Annotated in this window: 21 protein-coding genes; 11 read left to right on the top strand and 10 right to left on the bottom strand. The window is 58.8% G+C overall.

What is annotated here, in order from left to right:
• Nucleotides 1-144: 144 nt before the first annotated feature.
• Nucleotides 145-912 carry a hydroxyacylglutathione hydrolase gene (gene gloB / locus I9182_RS09375; RefSeq protein ID WP_209598052.1) on the bottom strand — a complete coding sequence of 256 codons (768 nt, stop codon included), beginning with the start codon at nt 910-912 and terminating at the stop codon, nt 145-147.
• A gap of 61 nt (nt 913-973) precedes the next feature.
• Here gloB and I9182_RS09370 point away from each other — a divergent pair, with 61 nt between their 5' ends.
• The 7 genes from I9182_RS09370 (at nt 974) to I9182_RS09340 (ending at nt 7,331) form a co-directional block, all read left to right on the top strand.
• Entirely contained in the window at nt 974-1,708 is a 735-nt protein-coding gene (locus I9182_RS09370) for a class I SAM-dependent methyltransferase (protein ID WP_209598097.1), read from the top strand.
• Between the two features lie 302 nt (nt 1,709-2,010).
• On the top strand, nt 2,011-2,571 hold the full coding sequence (locus tag I9182_RS09365) for a F0F1 ATP synthase subunit delta (RefSeq protein WP_209598051.1): 561 nt from the start codon (nt 2,011-2,013) through the stop codon (nt 2,569-2,571).
• Nucleotides 2,572-4,110: a F0F1 ATP synthase subunit alpha gene (atpA, locus tag I9182_RS09360; RefSeq protein ID WP_209504804.1), complete on the top strand. Its 1,539-nt coding sequence runs from the start codon at nt 2,572-2,574 to the stop codon at nt 4,108-4,110.
• Nucleotides 4,111-4,122: 12 nt separating this feature from the next.
• Nucleotides 4,123-4,998, top strand: coding sequence for a F0F1 ATP synthase subunit gamma (locus tag I9182_RS09355; RefSeq protein ID WP_209504803.1), 876 nt, complete (start codon nt 4,123-4,125; stop codon nt 4,996-4,998).
• A 20-nt stretch (nt 4,999-5,018) separates the two neighbouring features.
• Complete coding sequence (atpD, locus tag I9182_RS09350; protein ID WP_209504802.1) at nt 5,019-6,443, top strand: F0F1 ATP synthase subunit beta; 1,425 nt, start codon at nt 5,019-5,021, stop codon at nt 6,441-6,443.
• 12 nt (nt 6,444-6,455) lie between these two features.
• The gene (locus I9182_RS09345; protein WP_209504801.1) at nt 6,456-6,866 is read left to right on the top strand and encodes a F0F1 ATP synthase subunit epsilon; all 411 of its coding nucleotides are present in this window, start codon (nt 6,456-6,458) and stop codon (nt 6,864-6,866) included.
• 114 nt (nt 6,867-6,980) lie between these two features.
• Nucleotides 6,981-7,331 (top strand): H-type lectin domain-containing protein, encoded by a 351-nt coding sequence (locus tag I9182_RS09340; RefSeq protein ID WP_209504800.1) that lies wholly within the window; start codon nt 6,981-6,983, stop codon nt 7,329-7,331.
• Nucleotides 7,332-7,359: 28 nt separating this feature from the next.
• On the opposite strand, the gene rpiB is transcribed toward I9182_RS09340, so the two are convergent.
• Entirely contained in the window at nt 7,360-7,809 is a 450-nt protein-coding gene (rpiB, locus tag I9182_RS09335) for a ribose 5-phosphate isomerase B (protein ID WP_209504799.1), read from the bottom strand.
• 105 nt (nt 7,810-7,914) lie between these two features.
• On the bottom strand, nt 7,915-8,934 hold the full coding sequence (locus I9182_RS09330; protein ID WP_209504798.1) for a ribose-phosphate pyrophosphokinase: 1,020 nt from the start codon (nt 8,932-8,934) through the stop codon (nt 7,915-7,917).
• A gap of 107 nt (nt 8,935-9,041) precedes the next feature.
• Here I9182_RS09330 and I9182_RS09325 point away from each other — a divergent pair, with 107 nt between their 5' ends.
• Together I9182_RS09325 and I9182_RS09320 are read left to right on the top strand one after the other, a co-directional pair.
• On the top strand, nt 9,042-9,644 hold the full coding sequence (locus I9182_RS09325; RefSeq protein WP_209598050.1) for a 2-hydroxychromene-2-carboxylate isomerase: 603 nt from the start codon (nt 9,042-9,044) through the stop codon (nt 9,642-9,644).
• Entirely contained in the window at nt 9,641-10,474 is an 834-nt protein-coding gene (locus tag I9182_RS09320; RefSeq protein ID WP_348540391.1) for an alpha/beta hydrolase, read from the top strand. The genes I9182_RS09325 and I9182_RS09320 overlap by 4 nt, the downstream gene beginning before the upstream one ends.
• On the opposite strand, the gene I9182_RS09315 is transcribed toward I9182_RS09320, so the two are convergent.
• Genes I9182_RS09315 through I9182_RS09305 form a run of 3 tightly spaced genes read right to left on the bottom strand, consistent with a single transcriptional unit; the run spans nt 10,461 to nt 12,897 of the window.
• Nucleotides 10,461-11,495, bottom strand: a complete 1,035-nt coding sequence (locus I9182_RS09315) for a beta-eliminating lyase-related protein (protein ID WP_209598049.1) — start codon at nt 11,493-11,495, stop codon at nt 10,461-10,463. The genes I9182_RS09320 and I9182_RS09315 overlap by 14 nt on opposite strands.
• A complete protein-coding gene (locus I9182_RS09310; RefSeq protein WP_209504795.1) occupies nt 11,495-11,968 on the bottom strand; it encodes a YcgN family cysteine cluster protein in 474 nt (157 codons plus the stop codon). The genes I9182_RS09315 and I9182_RS09310 overlap by 1 nt, the downstream gene beginning before the upstream one ends.
• Nucleotides 11,965-12,897, bottom strand: coding sequence for a bifunctional riboflavin kinase/FAD synthetase (locus tag I9182_RS09305; protein WP_209504794.1), 933 nt, complete (start codon nt 12,895-12,897; stop codon nt 11,965-11,967). The genes I9182_RS09310 and I9182_RS09305 overlap by 4 nt, the downstream gene beginning before the upstream one ends.
• 261 nt (nt 12,898-13,158) lie before the next feature.
• Between I9182_RS09305 and I9182_RS09300 the strand changes: the two genes are divergently transcribed.
• Both I9182_RS09300 and I9182_RS09295 read left to right on the top strand, forming a co-directional pair.
• Complete coding sequence (locus tag I9182_RS09300; protein ID WP_209598048.1) at nt 13,159-13,740, top strand: methylenetetrahydrofolate reductase C-terminal domain-containing protein; 582 nt, start codon at nt 13,159-13,161, stop codon at nt 13,738-13,740.
• Nucleotides 13,737-14,726: a methylenetetrahydrofolate reductase gene (locus I9182_RS09295; protein WP_209598047.1), complete on the top strand. Its 990-nt coding sequence runs from the start codon at nt 13,737-13,739 to the stop codon at nt 14,724-14,726. Before I9182_RS09300 ends, I9182_RS09295 begins: the two co-directional genes overlap by 4 nt.
• A gap of 76 nt (nt 14,727-14,802) precedes the next feature.
• Here the strand turns inward: I9182_RS09295 and I9182_RS09290 are convergent, their stop codons facing one another.
• The 4 genes from I9182_RS09290 to I9182_RS09275 all read right to left on the bottom strand — a co-directional run bounded on the left by I9182_RS09290 (nt 14,803) and on the right by I9182_RS09275 (nt 18,427).
• Nucleotides 14,803-15,246 carry a MaoC family dehydratase gene (locus I9182_RS09290; protein WP_209504791.1) on the bottom strand — a complete coding sequence of 148 codons (444 nt, stop codon included), beginning with the start codon at nt 15,244-15,246 and terminating at the stop codon, nt 14,803-14,805.
• A gap of 101 nt (nt 15,247-15,347) precedes the next feature.
• A complete protein-coding gene (locus I9182_RS09285) occupies nt 15,348-16,223 on the bottom strand; it encodes a TIGR01459 family HAD-type hydrolase (RefSeq protein WP_209598046.1) in 876 nt (291 codons plus the stop codon).
• A 192-nt stretch (nt 16,224-16,415) separates the two neighbouring features.
• The gene (locus tag I9182_RS09280) at nt 16,416-17,336 is read right to left on the bottom strand and encodes a manganese-dependent inorganic pyrophosphatase (RefSeq protein ID WP_209598045.1); all 921 of its coding nucleotides are present in this window, start codon (nt 17,334-17,336) and stop codon (nt 16,416-16,418) included.
• A 110-nt stretch (nt 17,337-17,446) separates the two neighbouring features.
• Entirely contained in the window at nt 17,447-18,427 is a 981-nt protein-coding gene (locus I9182_RS09275; protein ID WP_209598044.1) for a TraB/GumN family protein, read from the bottom strand.
• Between the last annotated feature and the right edge of the window lie 66 nt (nt 18,428-18,493).

The following is an 18,493-nucleotide window of genomic DNA, read 5'->3' as shown; positions in this document are numbered from 1 at the left end:
GGGCGGGCTTTCGGCCGGAACCCCATCCCAACCATGTCCTCATACTATTAGAGTTTGGTTGATCGTGGCCCGGCTTCAAGGGTTTTCTTTCACTTGACAGTCACATTTGTTGTGACCGTGGCCGTGAAGAGGGGCAAATAAGCATCAGAACTTGTCTTTTCTACCCCGGATTTCGGCGAAAACCGCCGCAGGATCGGCGTTTACCATACCAAGATGGGCCTGAATCGCCGGATCCGTGGCCCTCAGAAACGGGTTGGTCGCTTTTTCAAGCGCCAAAATCGACGGAACAGTGGCTTCGCCAGCGGCACGGGCGCGGTCGATATCGGCAATTCGCTGTTTCAACGCGGTGTTCTCGGGATCGACGGTAATGGCAAATTTCGCGTTGGATTGTGTATATTCATGCCCCGAACAGACCAGAGTGTCATCCGGCAAAGCGGCCAGTTTGCTCAGCGACGCCCACATCTGCGCCGGGCTGCCTTCGAACAGACGCCCACAACCCAACGCCATCAGGCTGTCAGCGGTAAAGACGACCGCGCTTTGCGGAAGATAAAACGCGACATGACCAACCGTGTGCCCCGAAACGTCCAGCACCTCGACCGGTTCGCCACCGACCTCAAAGCTGTCGCCTTCGGCAACCTGCTGGTCCAGTGGGGGCAGGCGGTGCGCGTCGGCGGCCGCACCGATGACCCTTGCGGGGTGCTGGGTCAGAATTTCGGCCAGCCCTTCAACGTGATCCCAGTGGTGATGGGTCAGCAGCACATGTGACAACGTCCATCCCCGATCTTCCAGCGCTGCAAGAATCGGCGCGGCTTCGGGCGCGTCAATCAGCGCAGTCTGGCCATTGCCGCTGTCATGGGCCAGAAAGGCGTAATTGTCGCTGAGGCACGGGATTGTAACGATTTCAAGAGGCATGGCCTTTTGCCCTTTCATTGCTAGACTGCGCCCAGCTAAGCCGATTGACCGGATGTCCGCAATGCATCTTGATGTGCAGGATCTGAGGAACTTCTACTACCGCAGCACCCTTGGGCGCGCGGCGCAAGCGGCTATTCGCGGGCGACTGATACAGCTTTGGCCCGAAGCCAAAGGTCAGACCGTTGCCGGTTTTGGCTTTGCCGTGCCGCTGTTGCGCCCTTATCTGGCCGATGCGCGCCGGGTCATTGGGCTGATGCCCGGCCCGCAGGGTGTGATGCCCTGGCCTGCGGGGATGCCCAATGTCTCGGTCCTGACGGAAGAGACCCGGTGGCCCATTGAAACCGGTCACGTGGACAAGCTGGTGGTGATGCACGGGCTGGAAACGTCCGAGCGGCCAAACCAGCTGCTGGAGGAGTGCTGGCGTGTTTTGGGCCCCGGTGGCAGGGCCGTGTTCGTTGTTCCGAACCGGGCGGGTCTGTGGTCACGTACGGACAAAACGCCATTTGGCTTTGGTCGTCCCTATTCCGCCACTCAGCTGGAAAATCAGCTCAGATCACACTACTTCCTGCCCGAGGCGCATTGCTCGGCTCTTTACATGCCGCCATCCTTCCGGCGCTTTTGGTTGAAATCGGGCAGTCTGATCGAAAAAACCGGGCAGCGCATTCCAACTGTGATGGCGGGCGGGGTGTTGATGGTCGAGGTCACAAAGAACATTCACCCGCCTCGGGGTAATGTCACCAAAGATGCCATCAGGAAGCCGATCAAGGCGCTGGACGGTCTGCTAAAGCCTGCATGACAACCGCGTGCATCCCAAAGTGACAAATTCGCGAGAAAAAAGTCACAGGAATCGCAAAAACCTGCATATTCGTAACATTTTTCAACTGCCGCGACCGGTCCAAACGGTCGCACTTGATGTAAGTGTATGAAAATTAACATTTTGTGGATAAATCTGTTACCGCTATAGCGTATTGCTTGGTTGGTTCACCTCTGCTACATCCCCGGTGATTTTGATCCCCGACCGTCTGGCCGGGGTTTCCTCACGCCCCAAGGTAGCGGCCGCTACCCAAAATCGGGGCCTCAAATATCGGAAGGGTGGACGTGTCCGAACCAGCTTCGATTTCCACAGGCATCGCCGAGCGCTATGCCACCGCGATCTTCGAGATCGCAAAAGAGAATAATGACCTTGCGGGTCTGGAATCCGGCATCAATGATCTGGCAGCAGCACTGGGCGACAGTGCCGACCTGCGTGACCTGATCGCATCGCCTTTGATTTCGCGGGCCGAGCAAGAAGGAGCAATTGCCGCTGTTGCTGACAAGATGGGGCTGAACGCCATCCTGCGCAACACGCTGGCTCTGATGGCGCAGAAACGCCGCCTGTTTGTTGTGCCGCAACTGGTGCAGGTGCTGCGTGATATGCTGGCAGACGAGCGTGGCGAAGTGACCGCCGATGTCGCCTCGGCCAAGGCGCTGACCAAGACACAACTGGAAAAACTGTCCAAGACGCTGTCCGAGCGTGTGGGCAAGACCGTAACTATCAATGCGACCGTTGATGAAAGCCTCATCGGCGGTCTTGTCGTCAAAGTGGGCTCGAAAATGATCGACAGTTCGATCCGTTCGAAGCTGAACTCCCTACAGAATGCAATGAAAGAGGTCGGATAAATGGGAATCCAAGCTGCAGAGATTTCTGCAATCCTGAAGGACCAGATCAAGAATTTTGGTCAGGAAGCCGAAGTGGCCGAGATCGGTCGCGTGCTGAGCGTCGGTGACGGGATTGCCCGTGTATATGGCCTGGACAACGTTCAAGCCGGTGAGATGGTCGAATTTCCCGGCGGCATCATGGGTATGGCGCTGAACCTAGAAAGCGACAACGTCGGTGTCGTTATCTTCGGTTCTGACCGTGACATTAAAGAAGGTGACACCGTCAAGCGCACCAACTCGATCGTGGACGTTCCGATCGGTGATGAACTGCTGGGCCGTGTTGTTGACGGTCTGGGCAACCCGCTGGACGGCAAAGGTCCGATCAATGCCACCAAGCGCGGCGTTGCAGACGTCAAAGCGCCTGGCATCATCCCGCGTAAATCGGTGCACGAACCGATGGCAACCGGCCTGAAATCGGTTGACGCGATGATCCCGATTGGCCGTGGCCAGCGCGAGCTGATTATTGGTGACCGTCAGACCGGTAAAACCGCCGTTGCTCTGGACACCATCCTGAACCAGAAAGTCTATAACGAAGCCGCAGGCGACGACGAGTCGAAGAAACTGTACTGCGTTTACGTTGCGATCGGTCAGAAGCGTTCGACCGTTGCCCAGCTGGTGAAGAAACTGGAAGAATCCGGTGCGATTGAATATTCGATCGTTGTCGCCGCAACCGCGTCCGACCCGGCACCGATGCAGTTCCTGGCACCCTATGCCGCAACCGCGATGGCGGAATATTTCCGTGACAATGGCCGTCACGCGCTGATCATCTATGATGACCTGTCGAAACAGGCCGTGTCCTATCGTCAGATGTCGCTGCTGCTGCGCCGCCCGCCGGGCCGCGAAGCCTATCCGGGTGACGTTTTCTACCTCCACTCCCGTCTGCTGGAACGTTCGGCGAAGCTGAACGAAGACTTCGGCGCAGGTTCGCTGACCGCTCTGCCGGTTATCGAAACCCAGGGTGGTGACGTTTCGGCCTTTATTCCGACCAACGTGATCTCGATCACCGACGGTCAGATCTTCTTGGAAACCGAACTGTTCTATCAGGGCATCCGTCCTGCCGTGAACACCGGTCTGTCGGTTTCGCGTGTGGGCTCGTCGGCTCAGACCGACGCGATGAAATCGGTTGCCGGTCCGGTCAAGCTGGAACTGGCTCAGTATCGCGAAATGGCGGCCTTTGCGCAGTTTGGGTCCGACCTCGACGCCGCAACCCAGCAGCTGCTGAACCGCGGTGCGCGCCTGACCGAGCTGATGAAGCAGCCGCAGTATTCGCCGCTGACCAACGCGGAAATCGTCTGCGTCATCTTCGCGGGCACCAACGGTTACCTCGACAAGATCGACGTGTCGGATGTTGGCCGCTACGAGGCTGGCCTGCTGGCGCATCTGCGCGGCAAGCACGCTGACCTGCTGAAATGGATCACCGACGAAGATCCGAAGATTAAAGGTGACGCGTCCGACAAACTCAAAGCAGCGATCGACGAATACGCCGCGACCTTCGCTTGATAGGAGGTTCCGATGCCTAGTCTGAAGGACCTTAAAAACAGGATCGAGTCGGTCAAATCGACCCGCAAGATCACCAAGGCCATGCAGATGGTCGCGGCCGCAAAACTGCGCCGCGCCCAGGAATCTGCCGAAGCCTCACGCCCTTATGCCGAGCGGTTCAATGCCGTAATGGCGGGGCTGGCGGCGTCGGTAGGGGGCAGCGACAGCGCCCCCAAGCTGCTCCGGGGTACGGGCAGCGATGATGTCCATCTGCTGGTCGTTATGACAGCTGAACGCGGCCTGTGTGGCGGCTTCAACTCGAACATCGCCAAGCTGGCCCGCCAAAAGGCGGAAGAGCTGCGCGGCAAGGGCAAGACGGTCAAGATCCTGACCGTCGGCAAGAAAGGCCGCGACGCGCTCAAGCGTGATTTTGGCGATCTGTTCGTTGGGCATGTGGACCTGAGCGAGGTCAAGCGTCTGGGTTATTCCAACGCGCAGGACATCGCAAAGGACATCCTGTCCCGCTTCGACGGGGGCGAGTTCGACGTTGCTACGATCTTCTACGCGAAGTTCGTAAACGTTGTGACCCAGATCCCGACGGCACAGCAGGTCATCCCCGCCTCGTTCGAGGAATCGGAAGGTGACGACAGCGGTGCCATCTTCGACTACGAGCCCAGCGAAGAAGCCATTCTGGCCGACCTGCTGCCCAAGGGGGTTGCGACCGCGATCTTCTCGGCTCTGCTCGAAAACGGAGCGTCTGAACAGGGCGCGCGGATGTCCGCAATGGACAACGCGACACGCAACGCGGGTGAGATGATCGACAAGCTGACGATCCAGTTCAACCGCTCGCGTCAGGCCGTGATCACCAACGAGCTGATTGAAATTATTTCCGGCGCCGAGGCGCTGTAGAGACAAACCGGAGACGAAACATGGCGAATGCAAAAGGCAAAGTCACACAGATCATCGGGGCCGTCGTCGACGTGCACTTCGAAGATCAGCTGCCTGAAATTCTGAACGCGCTGGAAACCACCAACAACGGCAAGCGCCTGGTGTTGGAAGTTGCTCAGCATCTGGGTGAAAACACTGTCCGCACCATCGCGATGGACGCGACCGAAGGTCTGGTCCGTGGTGAAGTGGTCACCGACACCGGTGCACCGATCTCGGTTCCGGTTGGCAATGCCACTCTGGGCCGCATCCTGAACGTGGTCGGCGAGCCGATCGACGAAAAAGGTCCGGTTGAGGCAACCGAAGCGCGCGCGATCCACCAGCCCGCACCGACCTTTGCCGAACAGTCGACCGAGTCCGAAGTTCTGGTCACCGGCATCAAGGTGGTTGACCTGCTGGCCCCTTACGCCAAAGGCGGTAAGATCGGCCTGTTCGGCGGCGCCGGCGTTGGTAAAACCGTTCTGATCATGGAACTGATCAACAACATCGCAAAAGTGCACTCGGGCTTCTCGGTGTTTGCGGGTGTTGGTGAACGGACCCGTGAAGGCAACGACCTGTATCACGAGATGATCGAATCGAACGTGATCAAGCCGGACAACCTGTCGGAAAGCCAGGTGGCCCTGGTTTACGGCCAGATGAACGAGCCTCCGGGTGCGCGTGCGCGTGTTGCTCTGACCGGTCTGACCCTGGCCGAGCAGTTCCGCGACCAGTCCGGTACCGACGTTCTGTTCTTCGTCGACAACATCTTCCGCTTTACACAGGCGGGTTCCGAGGTGTCGGCTCTGCTGGGTCGTATTCCGTCCGCCGTGGGCTACCAGCCTACACTGGCTACCGACATGGGTGCCCTGCAGGAACGCATCACCTCGACAAAGGCCGGATCGATCACTTCGGTGCAGGCGATCTACGTGCCTGCGGACGACTTGACCGACCCCGCGCCGGCAACCTCGTTTGCTCACTTGGATGCGACCACCGTTCTTAACCGTGCGATCTCGGAAAAGGGTATCTACCCGGCGGTTGACCCGCTCGACTCGACCTCGCGCCTGCTCGACCCGGCCATCGTCGGCGAAGAGCACTACAAGGTTGCGACCGACGTTCAGCAGATCCTCCAGCGCTACAAGTCGCTGCAGGACATCATCGCCATCCTCGGCATGGACGAACTGTCGGAAGAGGACAAGCTGACCGTGGCCCGTGCCCGTAAGATCGAACGCTTCCTGTCGCAGCCGTTCGACGTGGCCGAGGTCTTCACCGGCTCGCCGGGGGTTCAGGTTCCTCTGGATGTCACCATCTCGTCGTTCAAGGCCGTTGTGGCTGGCGAATACGATCACCTGCCCGAAGCAGCCTTCCTGATGGTTGGCGGCATCGACGAAGTGATCGCCAAAGCCGAAAAAATGGCAGCAGCAGCCGCCTAAGGAGTATCCCTGATGGCAAACACGATGCATTTCGACCTCGTCAGCCCCGAGCGGAGCCTTGCTTCGCTCGAGGTCACCGCGGTCCAGATTCCCGGCGCGGACGGGGACATGACGGCGATGCCCGATCATGCCCCCACCATCACAACGCTGCGCCCCGGTCTGCTGAAGGTTGAGGCACCCGAAGGGTCCAGCGAATACCTGGTCACCGGCGGGTTTGCCCAGATCAACGGCGACAGCCTGTCGGTTCTGGCCGAAAAGGCGGTTCCGGTTTCGGAAATCACCCGTTCGCATATGGACGAGCTGATTGCCGAGGCGCGCGCCTCGCACGAAGCGGCAAAAGGCGGCGACGATATGTCGATCGTCGACGAAGCCGCCAAGCTGCTGGCCGACATGGAAGCGCTTGGGACGCATATGAGCCTGTAATTGGCTTAACACTGAAAAACTGGAACGGCCTCGCGATCGCGGGGCCGTTTTTTTGTCGTGCTTTTGCCAAAAAGCCGGGGTAAGTTGCGGAAATTCAAGTATAATGATGAAAACATGAAAAAATTTCTGACCCATCCCATTGGCATCGATCAGGGTGAAAGTGTTCTGTTTTCGGAATTTGCCGAAGGCGGGGACATGTGGACTGGTGAAGGCCCCCGAGAACGTCGGAAACCCATCCAATTCAAGGACACGTTTCTTAGCCCGCCCATGGTCCAGATCGGGATTTCCCTTTGGGATGTCGACACATCATCAGCCCTGCGCGCCGAGGTTCAGGCAGAAAACATCACCTCGGAAGGGTTTGAAGCGGTGTTTCGGACATGGTCCGACACGCGGATTGCCCGCATCCGGATCAGCTGGACTGCGTTTGGAGAGGTGGCACACCCGGACGACTGGAACATTTCCTGATCCGGGGCTTACAGGACAGGCGCAGGACTCAGTCGTCCTGCGCTTCGATCATATCGACCCGTGTGGCGTGGCGGCCACCTTCGAATTCGGCACCCAGAAACGCATCCACAATATCCAGCGCCTGACCTTCGCCGACAACGCGCGCGCCAATCGACAGCATGTTGGCATTGTTGTGCTGGCGGATCATTCGTGCAGAAAACGCATCCGAACAGACGCCGCAGCGAATGCCGGGCACCTTGTTTGCGGCCATCATGATGCCCTGACCCGTGCCGCAGAGGATAATGCCCAATCCGCAATCCCCCGAAGCCACGGCCAGTGCCGCGGCCTTGCCGTGTTTGGGGTAATGGGTGCTTTCAGGGGTCGTCGGGCCGATATCGACCACGTCCCAGCCTTGCTGCGTGATGTGGTTGGCCACAGCCTGACGCAGCTCGATTGCCGCGTGGTCGCTGGAAAGAACAATGCGTTTGTTGCCAGTCATGGAGATCGGTCCACTTGTATCGCTGATTGCGCACATGGGTCAGGCTTGTGCGCAATCGGTGGTGCAAAAAGAAAGGGACGACACATCCTGTCGCCCCGTCCAAACTCAATCCATCTGGTACATGGATTCGTAGATCGGTGTCAGCGTCTTGTCTTCGAACAGGGATGACACGCTGGTTCCGTTCCAGATGTTCAGGATCGCCTGCGTAAAGATAGGCGCGGTCGGAACAATGCGGATGTTCTTGGCGCCCAAAATCTCTTTGGTCGGCTGGATGGTGTCGGTCAGCACCAGCGACTTCATAACCGAATTTGTCACCCGTTCCACCGCAGGGCCGCTCATGACGCCATGCGTGATGTAGGAATGAACCTCTTTCGCACCATTATCCAGCAGCACCTGCGCCGCCTTGCACAGCGTTCCGGCGGTGTCGCACATGTCGTCCACGATCAGACAGATCTTGTCCTTCACATCCCCGATCACGGTCATCTCGGCCACTTCGCCGGCTTTCTCACGGCGTTTATCCACGATCGACAGAGGGGCGTTGATCCGCTTGGCCAGTTCACGCGCGCGGGCCACGCCGCCCACGTCGGGTGAAACGACCATGATTTCATCCAGATTTCCCTTGAACTGATGCTTCACGTCCAGCGCAAAGATGGGCGAGGCATAAAGGTTGTCCACGGGCATATCGAAAAAGCCCTGAATCTGGGCCGCGTGCAGGTCCATGGTCAGGATCCGTTCGATCCCGGCCCCGGTCAGCATGTTGGCGACCAGCTTGGCGCTGATGGGCGTGCGGGCCTTGGTGCGACGGTCCTGACGGGCGTACCCGAAATACGGGATCACGGCAGTGATCCGCTGCGCGGAAGACCGGCGCAGGGCATCTGCGATGATCAGCAGCTCCATCAGGTTGTCATTGGCCGGGTTCGAGGTTGGCTGGATAATGAACATATCCTCGCCGCGCACATTCTCGAACACTTCGACGAAGATCTCACCGTCGTTGAACCGCTCAACACGCGCATCGACCAGACCCTGATCAACGCCTCGGTACAGGCTCATGCGGCGTGCGATGGCTTGGGCAAGCGGAAGGTTGGCGTTCCCAGCGATAAGCTTGGGTTCGTGAAGTGTCGGCATCGGCTGAGGTCCCCGGGCAGCAATGGCAATGTGACAGAATCGTGATGTTGACACCGCTTAGCATGGCCTTACCGTCCCGCAAAGGTAACGCAGCGGAGAAAGTGCACATGACCCAGATTGACTACTTTTTTGCGACACTCTCGCCCTATTCCTATCTGGCAGGGATGCGGCTGGAAGAAATCGCGGCGAAACACGGCGCCACGATCAACTATAAACCGCTGGACATTATCGCCCTGTTCGCGCGCACCGGGGGAACCCCTCCGAAAGACCGGCATATCTCTCGTATCGAATACCGCGCACAGGAGTTGCTGCGCCAATCGAAGAATCTGGGGATGGAGTTCAATCTGAAACCCGCGCACTGGCCGACCAACATGGCCCCGTCATCTTATGCGGTTATTGCCGCGATCAAGGACGGCTCGGGCGATGTGGGCAAGCTGTGTCATTCCTTCCTTCGCGCCTGCTGGGCCGAGGAAAAGGATATCGCACAGGACGAAGTTATCCGCGAATGTCTGACGCAAGCCGGGTTTGAACCCGGTCTGGCAGACAGCGGCTTGCTGGTTGGGGCAGAAACCTATGCCGCCAACCTCGAGGAAGCCGTGGACCGGGGTGTCTTCGGCGCACCGTTCTATATCACGCCCGACGACCAGCGGTTCTGGGGTCAGGACAGGCTGGATGATCTGGACCGGCATCTAGCCGAGATGAACGGGTGACGGTCAGGGCCGCGATGCAATCGGTTTTCGTCAGGCACTTGGGCGAGGGGGAGCGGAAACTGCTCGCCCTCCATTGCACGATCGCACATTCCGGTGCCTGGTCCGGTTTGGCCAGTGCGCTGGATGGCTGTGCGTCCTTTATTGCCCCGGATATGCTGTCGCATGGGCGCAGCCCGGATTGGGACGGGCAGGGTGATTTCTTTGACGCAGTGACCAAACCGGCCCTGGCTGAATTGACGGAACCCATGGATGTAATCGGGCATTCCTTTGGGGCGATGATCGCGCTCAGGCTGGCGATCGAACATCCCGACCGCGTGCGCAGCCTGATCCTGATCGAACCCGTGTTTTTTGCAGTTGCAAAACAGGATGCGCCGCTGTTGTTCGAACAGCACGAACGGGACTCCGAGCCGGTCAACGCGGCCTTCGGGTCTGGTGACAAGGTTTTGGCCGCGCGCCTGTTCAACAGGGCGTGGAGCACGAAGATCAGCCCCAAATGGCCTGATCTGCCCGAACGCACGCGGGCAAATATGGTGCGTGGGATCGACGCGGTTCCGGCTGTGCAGCCTGTGCTCTATGACGATCAGGCAGGTTTGCTTGACCCGGATCGGCTCCGGCGTGCATCGATGCCGACCCTGCTGCTGAGCGGGTCTGAGACGCCGCCGGTGATCCACGCGATTTGCGCAGGGCTGCAACGGCGCCTGTCTGATGCGCGCCATGAACGCATCAACGGCGCAGGGCACATGCTGCCGATTTCACACCCTGATGAAACCGGCGCTTTGCTGCGGGCGTTCTGGCAGGCCAACGCCCCGATAGGCGTTAAAGCAGATTGAGAAACTGATCGACCTCCGCCGCTCCGATGGACCAGTCGCAAACCAGCCTGCACGCGAGGTTTTCGTTTTCATCCTCGCCGTCCAGCTCTGCCCCCCAAAGGTGATAAACCGCGCCGGCCTCGTGCAGTTGCTTGTGCTTCGCGCGTGGGAATGAGGCAAAGATCATATTGGCCTGCGGTTCGTGCAAAAATGCGGCCCCCTTGGCGCGCAAACCCTCGGCCAAGCGGGCGCAGTTGTCATTGGCCTGACGTGCCATCTTCAGCCACAGGTCGTCTTCCAGATAGGCGGCCATCTGAGCGGACAGATAGCGGTGCTTGGAAAACAGATGCGCCCCGCGTTTGCGCCGCAGCTCAAACTCCCAGGCTTTGCTTTCGTCAAAGAACACCACCGCCTCGACACCCATCAGACCATTCTTGGTGCCGCCAAAACTGACAGCATCCACACCTGCTTTCCACGTCATATCCGCCGGGGAACAGTTCAGCGCAACCAACGCGTTGGTAAAGCGCGCACCGTCCAGATGCACGGGCAGGCCGTACGTCTTGGCGACCCCGCACAGGGCCTGCAACTCTGCCAGCGAATAAACCGATCCGCGCTCGGTTACTTGTGTGATCGACACGGGACCGCGCTGCGGCCCATGTACGCCGCGTGTTTCTTCGCCCAGAATTGACCCGCGCAGCGCCTCAGGGGTCATCTTGTCTCCGCCCGGAACCAGGGTCAGCTTGGCGCCGCTGTAAAATTCCGGCGCGTTGCATTCATCCTCGTGGATATGTGCGACAGGGGAACAGAAGACCGTTTCCCAGGGCTTTGACAATGTTGCAAGGGCCAGCGAATTCGCTGCTGTCCCCGTCGCCACCAGATAGACCGCAGCACCCGGAGCCTCGAATATGCTGCGGATACGGTCGCGCACCTCGTTCATCAGCGTATCCGCGCCATAGGCCATCTGATAGCCCTGATTGACCTGGGCCAGCCTGGCCATGACCTGCGGATGAACCGGCCCGGAATTGTCAGACGCGAAATGCATCAGCTTGGCTCCTCGATTATGTAATCTTCCCACTCTTCCATGGGCGTTTCGAACTCGGACACCGTGCGTCCCTGAACCGAGACCCCGGCAGCGTGCACACTGTCCGCTGTACCAGATATCAACGGGTGCCAGTCGTAAAGCGGTTTGCCTTCCCACAACAACCGATACGCGCAGGTTTGTGGCAACCAATAGGCATGTTCGTCGATATTGTCGGGGGTCATGACGATGCATTCCGGCACGAATTGATGCCGGATGTCGTATTGTACGCAGCGGCAGCTTTCATCATCCAACAAGCGGCACGCGACGCAGGTCAGGGCAACCTCGCCCGTGTCTTCATCTTCCAGCTTGTTTAGGCAGCATTTGCCGCAGCCATCACACAACGCCTCCCACTCGCGCTGGTTCATTTGGCGCAGGGGCTTGCGTTCCCAAAACCGGGCAGGCAGGCCCGTGCGTTCAATCGGATCAACACTCATAGGGCGGTCAGAACACCGCGGGCCTGTTCGCAGTCGGCATCCATCTGCGTGATCAGACTCTCCAGCCCGTCAAATGTCATCTCGGGGCGCAGAAAGTCGATCAGACCCACCGATAGGGTCGCCCCGTACAGATCGCCCGAAAAGTCGAACAGGAAGGTCTCGATATTGGGCACCTGACCGTTAAACATCGGACGCACCCCGATCGAGGCCGCACCGTGATAGCTGCCTTTATGCGGCCCATCCAACACATCCACCAATACGGCGTAGACACCGAACTTTGGCGGGTGCAGCCCTTCGATGGACATGTTCGCGGTGGGAAAGCCCAACTCGCGCCCGCGCTGTTCGCCCCCGATCACTTCGCCTTCGATCCGGTGCCAGTGTCCCAGCATCGCGGCTGCGTCCCGTGGTCGGCCGTCGCTCAGCGCGGTGCGAATGGCGGTTGAGGACACCACGTTTTCCGACCGTTCCATCAAAGGCGCAATCGTCACGTCGAACCCCATGTCCCGCCCGAACTTCACCAGATCCTGCGCTGTGCCACTGCGGCCCTTGCCAAAGCAGAAATCGGCACCCACGACGACATGCGACAGGCCCAGCCCGTCACAGATCACGTTGCGCGCAAACTCCATTGGCGAAAGACCGGCCAGCGCCGCGTTGAACGGCAGTTCATACAGCTTCTCTACGCCCAGCTTTTCCAGCCGGTGCGCCCGCGCATTACCCCGCATCAGGCGGAACGGAGGCGTGTCCGGCGCAAAATACTCCCGCGGATGCGGCTCGAAGGTCAACACACCCAGCGGCGCCTCCGGCGCAGCCTTTCGGGCCAGTTCAATGACCGACTGATGCCCCAAATGAACGCCGTCGAAATTCCCGATTGCCACGCTGGCGCCGCGATCTTCTGGCTGGACGAACTGGATATCCCGGATGATGTGCATAGACGATTGCGTAGCGGCGCGAGTCAATTTGTTCAAGCGGCAGTTTGAATTCAAAGAATGCGATCCTGTGATTGAGCTCTGAACATTTCAGTTGGCCGGGAAATGGACGAGGCCAATCCAAGTATTTCAGACCAGGCGTCTCCAACCGCTTGATTCAAAAAAAATTCCGGGTTTAGACTGAAAATCCGGTTCTCTGGATTTACAGCGAGCCGGATCAAAGCCCGGCCAGGTTCGAACGAACCCAGCACAGGAGGCAGACCCATGTACCGAATGCGACTGTTCGCGATTCGTCATGCCCGCACTTTCGAGTGGATCTATAAATGTGTCGAACGCGGCATGGTCGCGATGGACCCGCTATTTGCAAAGATCGGATATAACCGCGTCGAACGCCCCATTGCACTGGTTGAGAAGGGCGTCAAAACTCTGTTGTTCGATTGCAAGATGTGCGGGCAATGCGTGTTGTCATCCACCGGAATGTCCTGCCCGATGAACTGCCCAAAGCAATTGCGCAATGGCCCATGTGGCGGCGTACGTCCCGGCGAGTTCTGTGAGGTGAAGCCGGATATGAAATGTGTCTGGGCCCTGGCCTGGAACGGAGCCAGCCGTATGCGGGACGGAGCCGACAAGATAAAAGAAGTTCTGCCACCGGTGGAGCACACGTTGAAAGGCTCGTCATCCTGGTTGCGGGTCAGTCGCGAAATTGCTGCACACGAGCGCGAGACCCGGGATGCTGCCCGATTGGCGCTGGCCGAGGCATTCCCCGAAGCGCGCGAGAATGAACCCTCTGCGGCACCACTGGCCGCCGAACCACCCAACGCGATCAACCGGGAACTGAAGAAATGAGTGATACCCATCGCAACGAGGTGGAGCCGATTGGCTATGTTCCGGTTCCTCAAGGATATGTGTCGCACAGCCGGTTGGAAAAGGTACTCCGTTCAGGCCGTTTCGCAGTGACTGCCGAGTTGAACCCACCCGACAGTGCCGACCCAGAGGATGTTTTTCAGGCGGCCCAACCGCTTGGCGAAGTGGCTGACGCGATCAATGCAACCGATGCTTCGGGCGCGAACTGCCATATGTCCTCGATTGGGATTTGTGCCTTGCTGACGCGCGCGGGCTATTCTCCGGTCTATCAGATTTCCTGCCGCGACCGGAACCGGATTGCCATTCAGGGCGATGTTCTTGGGGCCGCGGCGTTGGGCGTCAGTAACGTGCTGTGCCTGACCGGCGACGGCGTCGGCGTCGGGGATCAGCCAGGGGCAAAACCGGTATTCGATTTCGATTCCCTGACTCTGTTGCGGACGATCCGTACGATGCGCGATCAGGGAATGTTCCTTTCTGGTCGTAAGATCACGCGCCCGCCGCAACTGTTCCTTGGTGCTGCCGAAAACCCCTGCATACCGCCTTATGACTGGCGACCTGACCGTCTGGCAAAGAAGGTTGAGGCCGGGGCCGAGTATATTCAGACCAATTACATCTACGACTTTCCGCTGTTCGAGAAATTCATGGCGCGGGTGCGGGATGCGGGACTGGACAAGAAAGTGTTCATCATCGCGGGTGTTGGCCCCATCGCGTCAGCGCGTGCGGCACGCTGGATGCGCAGCAATGTTCCCGGCATTCACATCCCCGATCAGGTCATCGAGCGAATGGAGAAGGCCGAAAAGCCAGCTGACGAGGGCAAGAAGATCTGTATCGAACTGATCCAGCAGATCCGCGATATCGCGGGGGTGTCCGGTGTTCATGTGATGGCTTACAGGCGCGAACACGTGGTGTCAGAGATCATTCTGGAATCCGGTGCGTTGAAAGGGCGAAAACGCGCCCGCCCGTCCTGAAAATCACAGGCAAAAAAATAGCGTCCAAACAAAAAAGGCGCCGGTCGGGCGCCTTTTGCATGGATGTGTTCGCCGATCAGTCGAACTTGCGCGACGGGGCTAGTACCATGGCTTCGCCGATCAGAACCTTCTTACCCTCGACAGAGCAATGACAATCCAGTTTGACGCGGCGCTTGGAAAAGTCGATGTCGATGACTTTGACCTCGGCATAAACCATGTCACCGGGGCGCACGGGGGCCAGGAACTTCAGTGACTGCCCCATATAGACCGTGCCATGGCCCGGCAGTTGTTCGCCAATTACGGCCGAGATCAGCCCAGCTGTCAGCATTCCGTGTGCGATGCGCCCTTCGAAGATTGTATCGCGGGCATAATCATCATCCAGATGCACCGGATTCCGGTCTGTCGAGACCTGCGCGAACATCTCGATATCTTCGTCCGTCACCACTTTACGCAGGTGGCGGGACATGCCCATTTCGATGTCTTCGATACAGATCGTTCCGCGTGGAAGATTGTCCAACATGTTGCCCTCACTCGAAATCGACCGAGAAAGAAAAAACCACTATCCGGCCTAGGTTGGCAACTTTATTACTTCGCAGTTGCAGAAAATCAAGTCTTTTCTTGCTATCTCAATCGACCGATTGTGTAGGTCGGGTTGATCTTTTCCCTTTCGATATAAGCCGTTAGGGTTTCGTAATCCGGATGGTGCGACGTTTTTGTCTCAGCCGCCGCCAGCCCGCCCGAAATGAACAGGGAATCAATGCCTTCACCCATGCCCCCCAGAATGTCCGTATGGGGGCCGTCGCCGATCACCAGAATGTCGCTGTCCGGGATATCATGTCCCAGTTCCTGCAACCTGCGGCGCGCCAGATCGTAGATCGGCGGGTGCGGCTTGCCGAAATACAGGCTCTCGCCGCCCATCTCGGTATAGAGCTTGGCCAAAGCGCCGGCACACCATTCGCGCACCTCGCCGCGATCGACAACAATATCGGGGTTTGCGCATAGCAGCTTCATGCCCATCTGCTTGGCATAGAGGAAATCGGGGCGGTTCACGTCCGGGTCAGCCATCGGATCAAAGGGACCACAGCAGACGATCCCCTCGGCCTCTCTCAGCGGGACGCGTTCGATATGGATCGGGTGGTGCAGCAGTTTCAGTGGCTCGAAAAAGCCTGCATCGCGCTGCCATTCTCCCATGAAGTAAACCTTGTGCCCGACAGCGCCACGGAACATCGCCGACCGCGCGGAATCGCCGCTGGTGGCAATGGTGTCATAGGCATCTGCGGGAACATTGAACTGCATCAGTTGCTCGGCCACACCCGCGCGGGGTTTGGGCGAGTTCGTGACTAGCACGACAAGCCCCCCGTCCGCGCGATAGGCTTGAAGGGCTGCGACAGCTTCGGGATAGGCCGTGATCCCGTTGTGAACGCACCCCCACAGATCGACAAACAACGCTTTGTAGCGGGCAGAGATTTCGGACAGCGCGTGAACGATCTGGGTCATATGTGGCCTCAAGCTGAAACTGCACGAGCCTTATGACCGATTGGCAAGGGATTGGCCACCAATCGATCGGTGGCCAGCCTGTATTTCGTCTGTCGGGTATAGGTCTGCTTAAGCGCAATGCCGAAGGCGCAGTTTGAAGACCAGGAACTCGAGGCCCGTTTTTTTTCAGAACGACAGACCCCGCGTGTTTCTTCAGACCTTCAGGTTCGGAATGATCTGCTTTTTACGGCTCATGATGCCCGGCAGAACCACAGCGTCGCCATCGACGGATGCGCCAAAGCTTTTCTCGGCAACGGTTTTGACCAGATCGTTGGGCACAAGCAGGGTGGCTTCCTCGTTCAGGATATCGACGACGAACAGCAGCACCTGATCGACACCGTCTTCCTTGGCGACATCCACCATCGAACCGGCCAGACTTGCCTTGCGGTCCAGAATGACGCCCGGCGCAGTGGTTTCCAGAACCGAGACGCGGAATTTGGTGCCATCGACCTCGTATTCCTTACTGTCCATGCGGATCAGTTCGGCATCCGAGAAGGACGAGACATCCGATTTCGCCGCAAACATGTCTGCCGCGTAAGCCGAGATATCCAGCTCCAGCTCGGCCGCCAGCCGCTCAGCGACCTCGCGGTCATGGGGCGTTGTGGTGGGCGAGCGGAATTCCAGTGTGTCCGACAGGATGCAGGTCAGTGCCGCGCCTTTGATGGCGTCGGGCATCTTGGCGGCATCGTCGCCTATCAGGTCGACCATAATGGTGGCCGTGCAGGCCAGCGGGCGCACGGTGATGTCGATCGGGCCTTTGGTTTCCAGACCACCGACCAGCTTGTGGTGGTCGATGATGGCGCGAATGTCCGCGTCATTGACATTGGCGGGCAGTTCGGCGGGGTTGTTGGTGTCGACGATGACCACCGGAGTGTCCGCGGCCAGATCGTTCAGGATACGTGGCTTGGGCAGATCCCAGTTGTCCAGCATAAACACCGCTTCGGTGTTGGGCTCGCCCAACAGCACGGGCTCGGCCTGCACGCCTTTGATTTCGTTGAGGTACCACGACCACAGGATCGGCGAGCCTGTGGAATCGGTGTCGGGGGATTTGTGACCAAATACGAGCGTTGTCATGTCAGCGTCCTGCGGAATGGAAATTTGCGCGCCTTATAGGGCGGACAAACGCCCTTGTCACGCCACAGCAGCCCGTCTGCGACGCTTGGTCTGAAAACCGCTGAACCGGGCTAGAATGCGGCGCGTGTCAGCGAGTATCCGGCCTGCTCCAGCTGGTTCAGCAAACCGTGATCGTCACTCAGATGACCTGCGCCGACCGCGATCACCGCCGTCTGATCCGTGATGGCCAGAATATGCTCCATCCACAAGGCATTCCGCTGGACCAGCATCTGCTGCTCAAACCCGTTCCATTCCTCATCGAAGACGTCCCGGCTCAGCCCGGAATCCTCGAACCCCTGCAGGCGGGCGAATTGTATGATCTCGGCGTGCTTTTCTTCCAGATAGCCGTTGGCCATGGTGGCCAGTTGATCGTTGCTTCCCATCATCGCCCCGGACAGGCGCACCAGTGACTCGACCTGCTGTTCCAGCGGGTGACTGTCGAACATGGCGATCAGGTCGTCGATACGTTCCAGCGAGTGTTGCGGAATGCCGTTTTCTGCGGCCAGATCGTTCAGGCGGGCGTCCATGCCGTAGGTCCCGTTCGGATCTTCCATCATGCAGGGCGGGATGCTCAGCATCATGCTCAAGAACCACGGTCGCATTTTGGCCGCCATCCAGCCGGGAATGCCGCGCTGGTTCAACGCGGTCGAGAATGCGGCCCAGTCTTCATCTCCCATCAGGTCGATCAGGGTCGGCCCGGATGTGATCATTACAGCGCTGAGATTATTGGCCAGGTTTTTTTCGAATGCGTCCATGTCAGTCTGGGTGACTTCGAAATAGAACGCGTCAGCCTTGCTCAGGTCCGGAGACAGGCGTTCAACCACCTTCTCCATGCGTTCGTCATACGTGTGCAGGGTGCCAATGATGTGCAGAACCGTATCATCCTTGCGCGCAATCCAGTGGTTGCCTTCCGGAAAGGGGATGTCCGCCACCGCGCGCTGCAACTCGGCCCGCGCGTCATCCGACAGCTGCGGGCGCAGGTCCTGCCCATCGCACGCAGCCGCAGCCGTGATCGGGGCCAGTAGAAAAGCAAGAAATGTCAGCAGGCGCATGAACCCATCCGGTGTTGTGTCATCAAGGTGTCCCAGACATAGCCATGCCTGCGGCCCATGTTCAAG

This window comes from Ruegeria sp. HKCCSP351 (assembly GCF_017872535.1).
Classification (GTDB): Bacteria; Pseudomonadota; Alphaproteobacteria; order Rhodobacterales; family Rhodobacteraceae; genus Ruegeria.
Note: the sequence above shows the minus strand (reverse complement) of the source record. Positions and strands in the feature narration are given on the sequence as shown.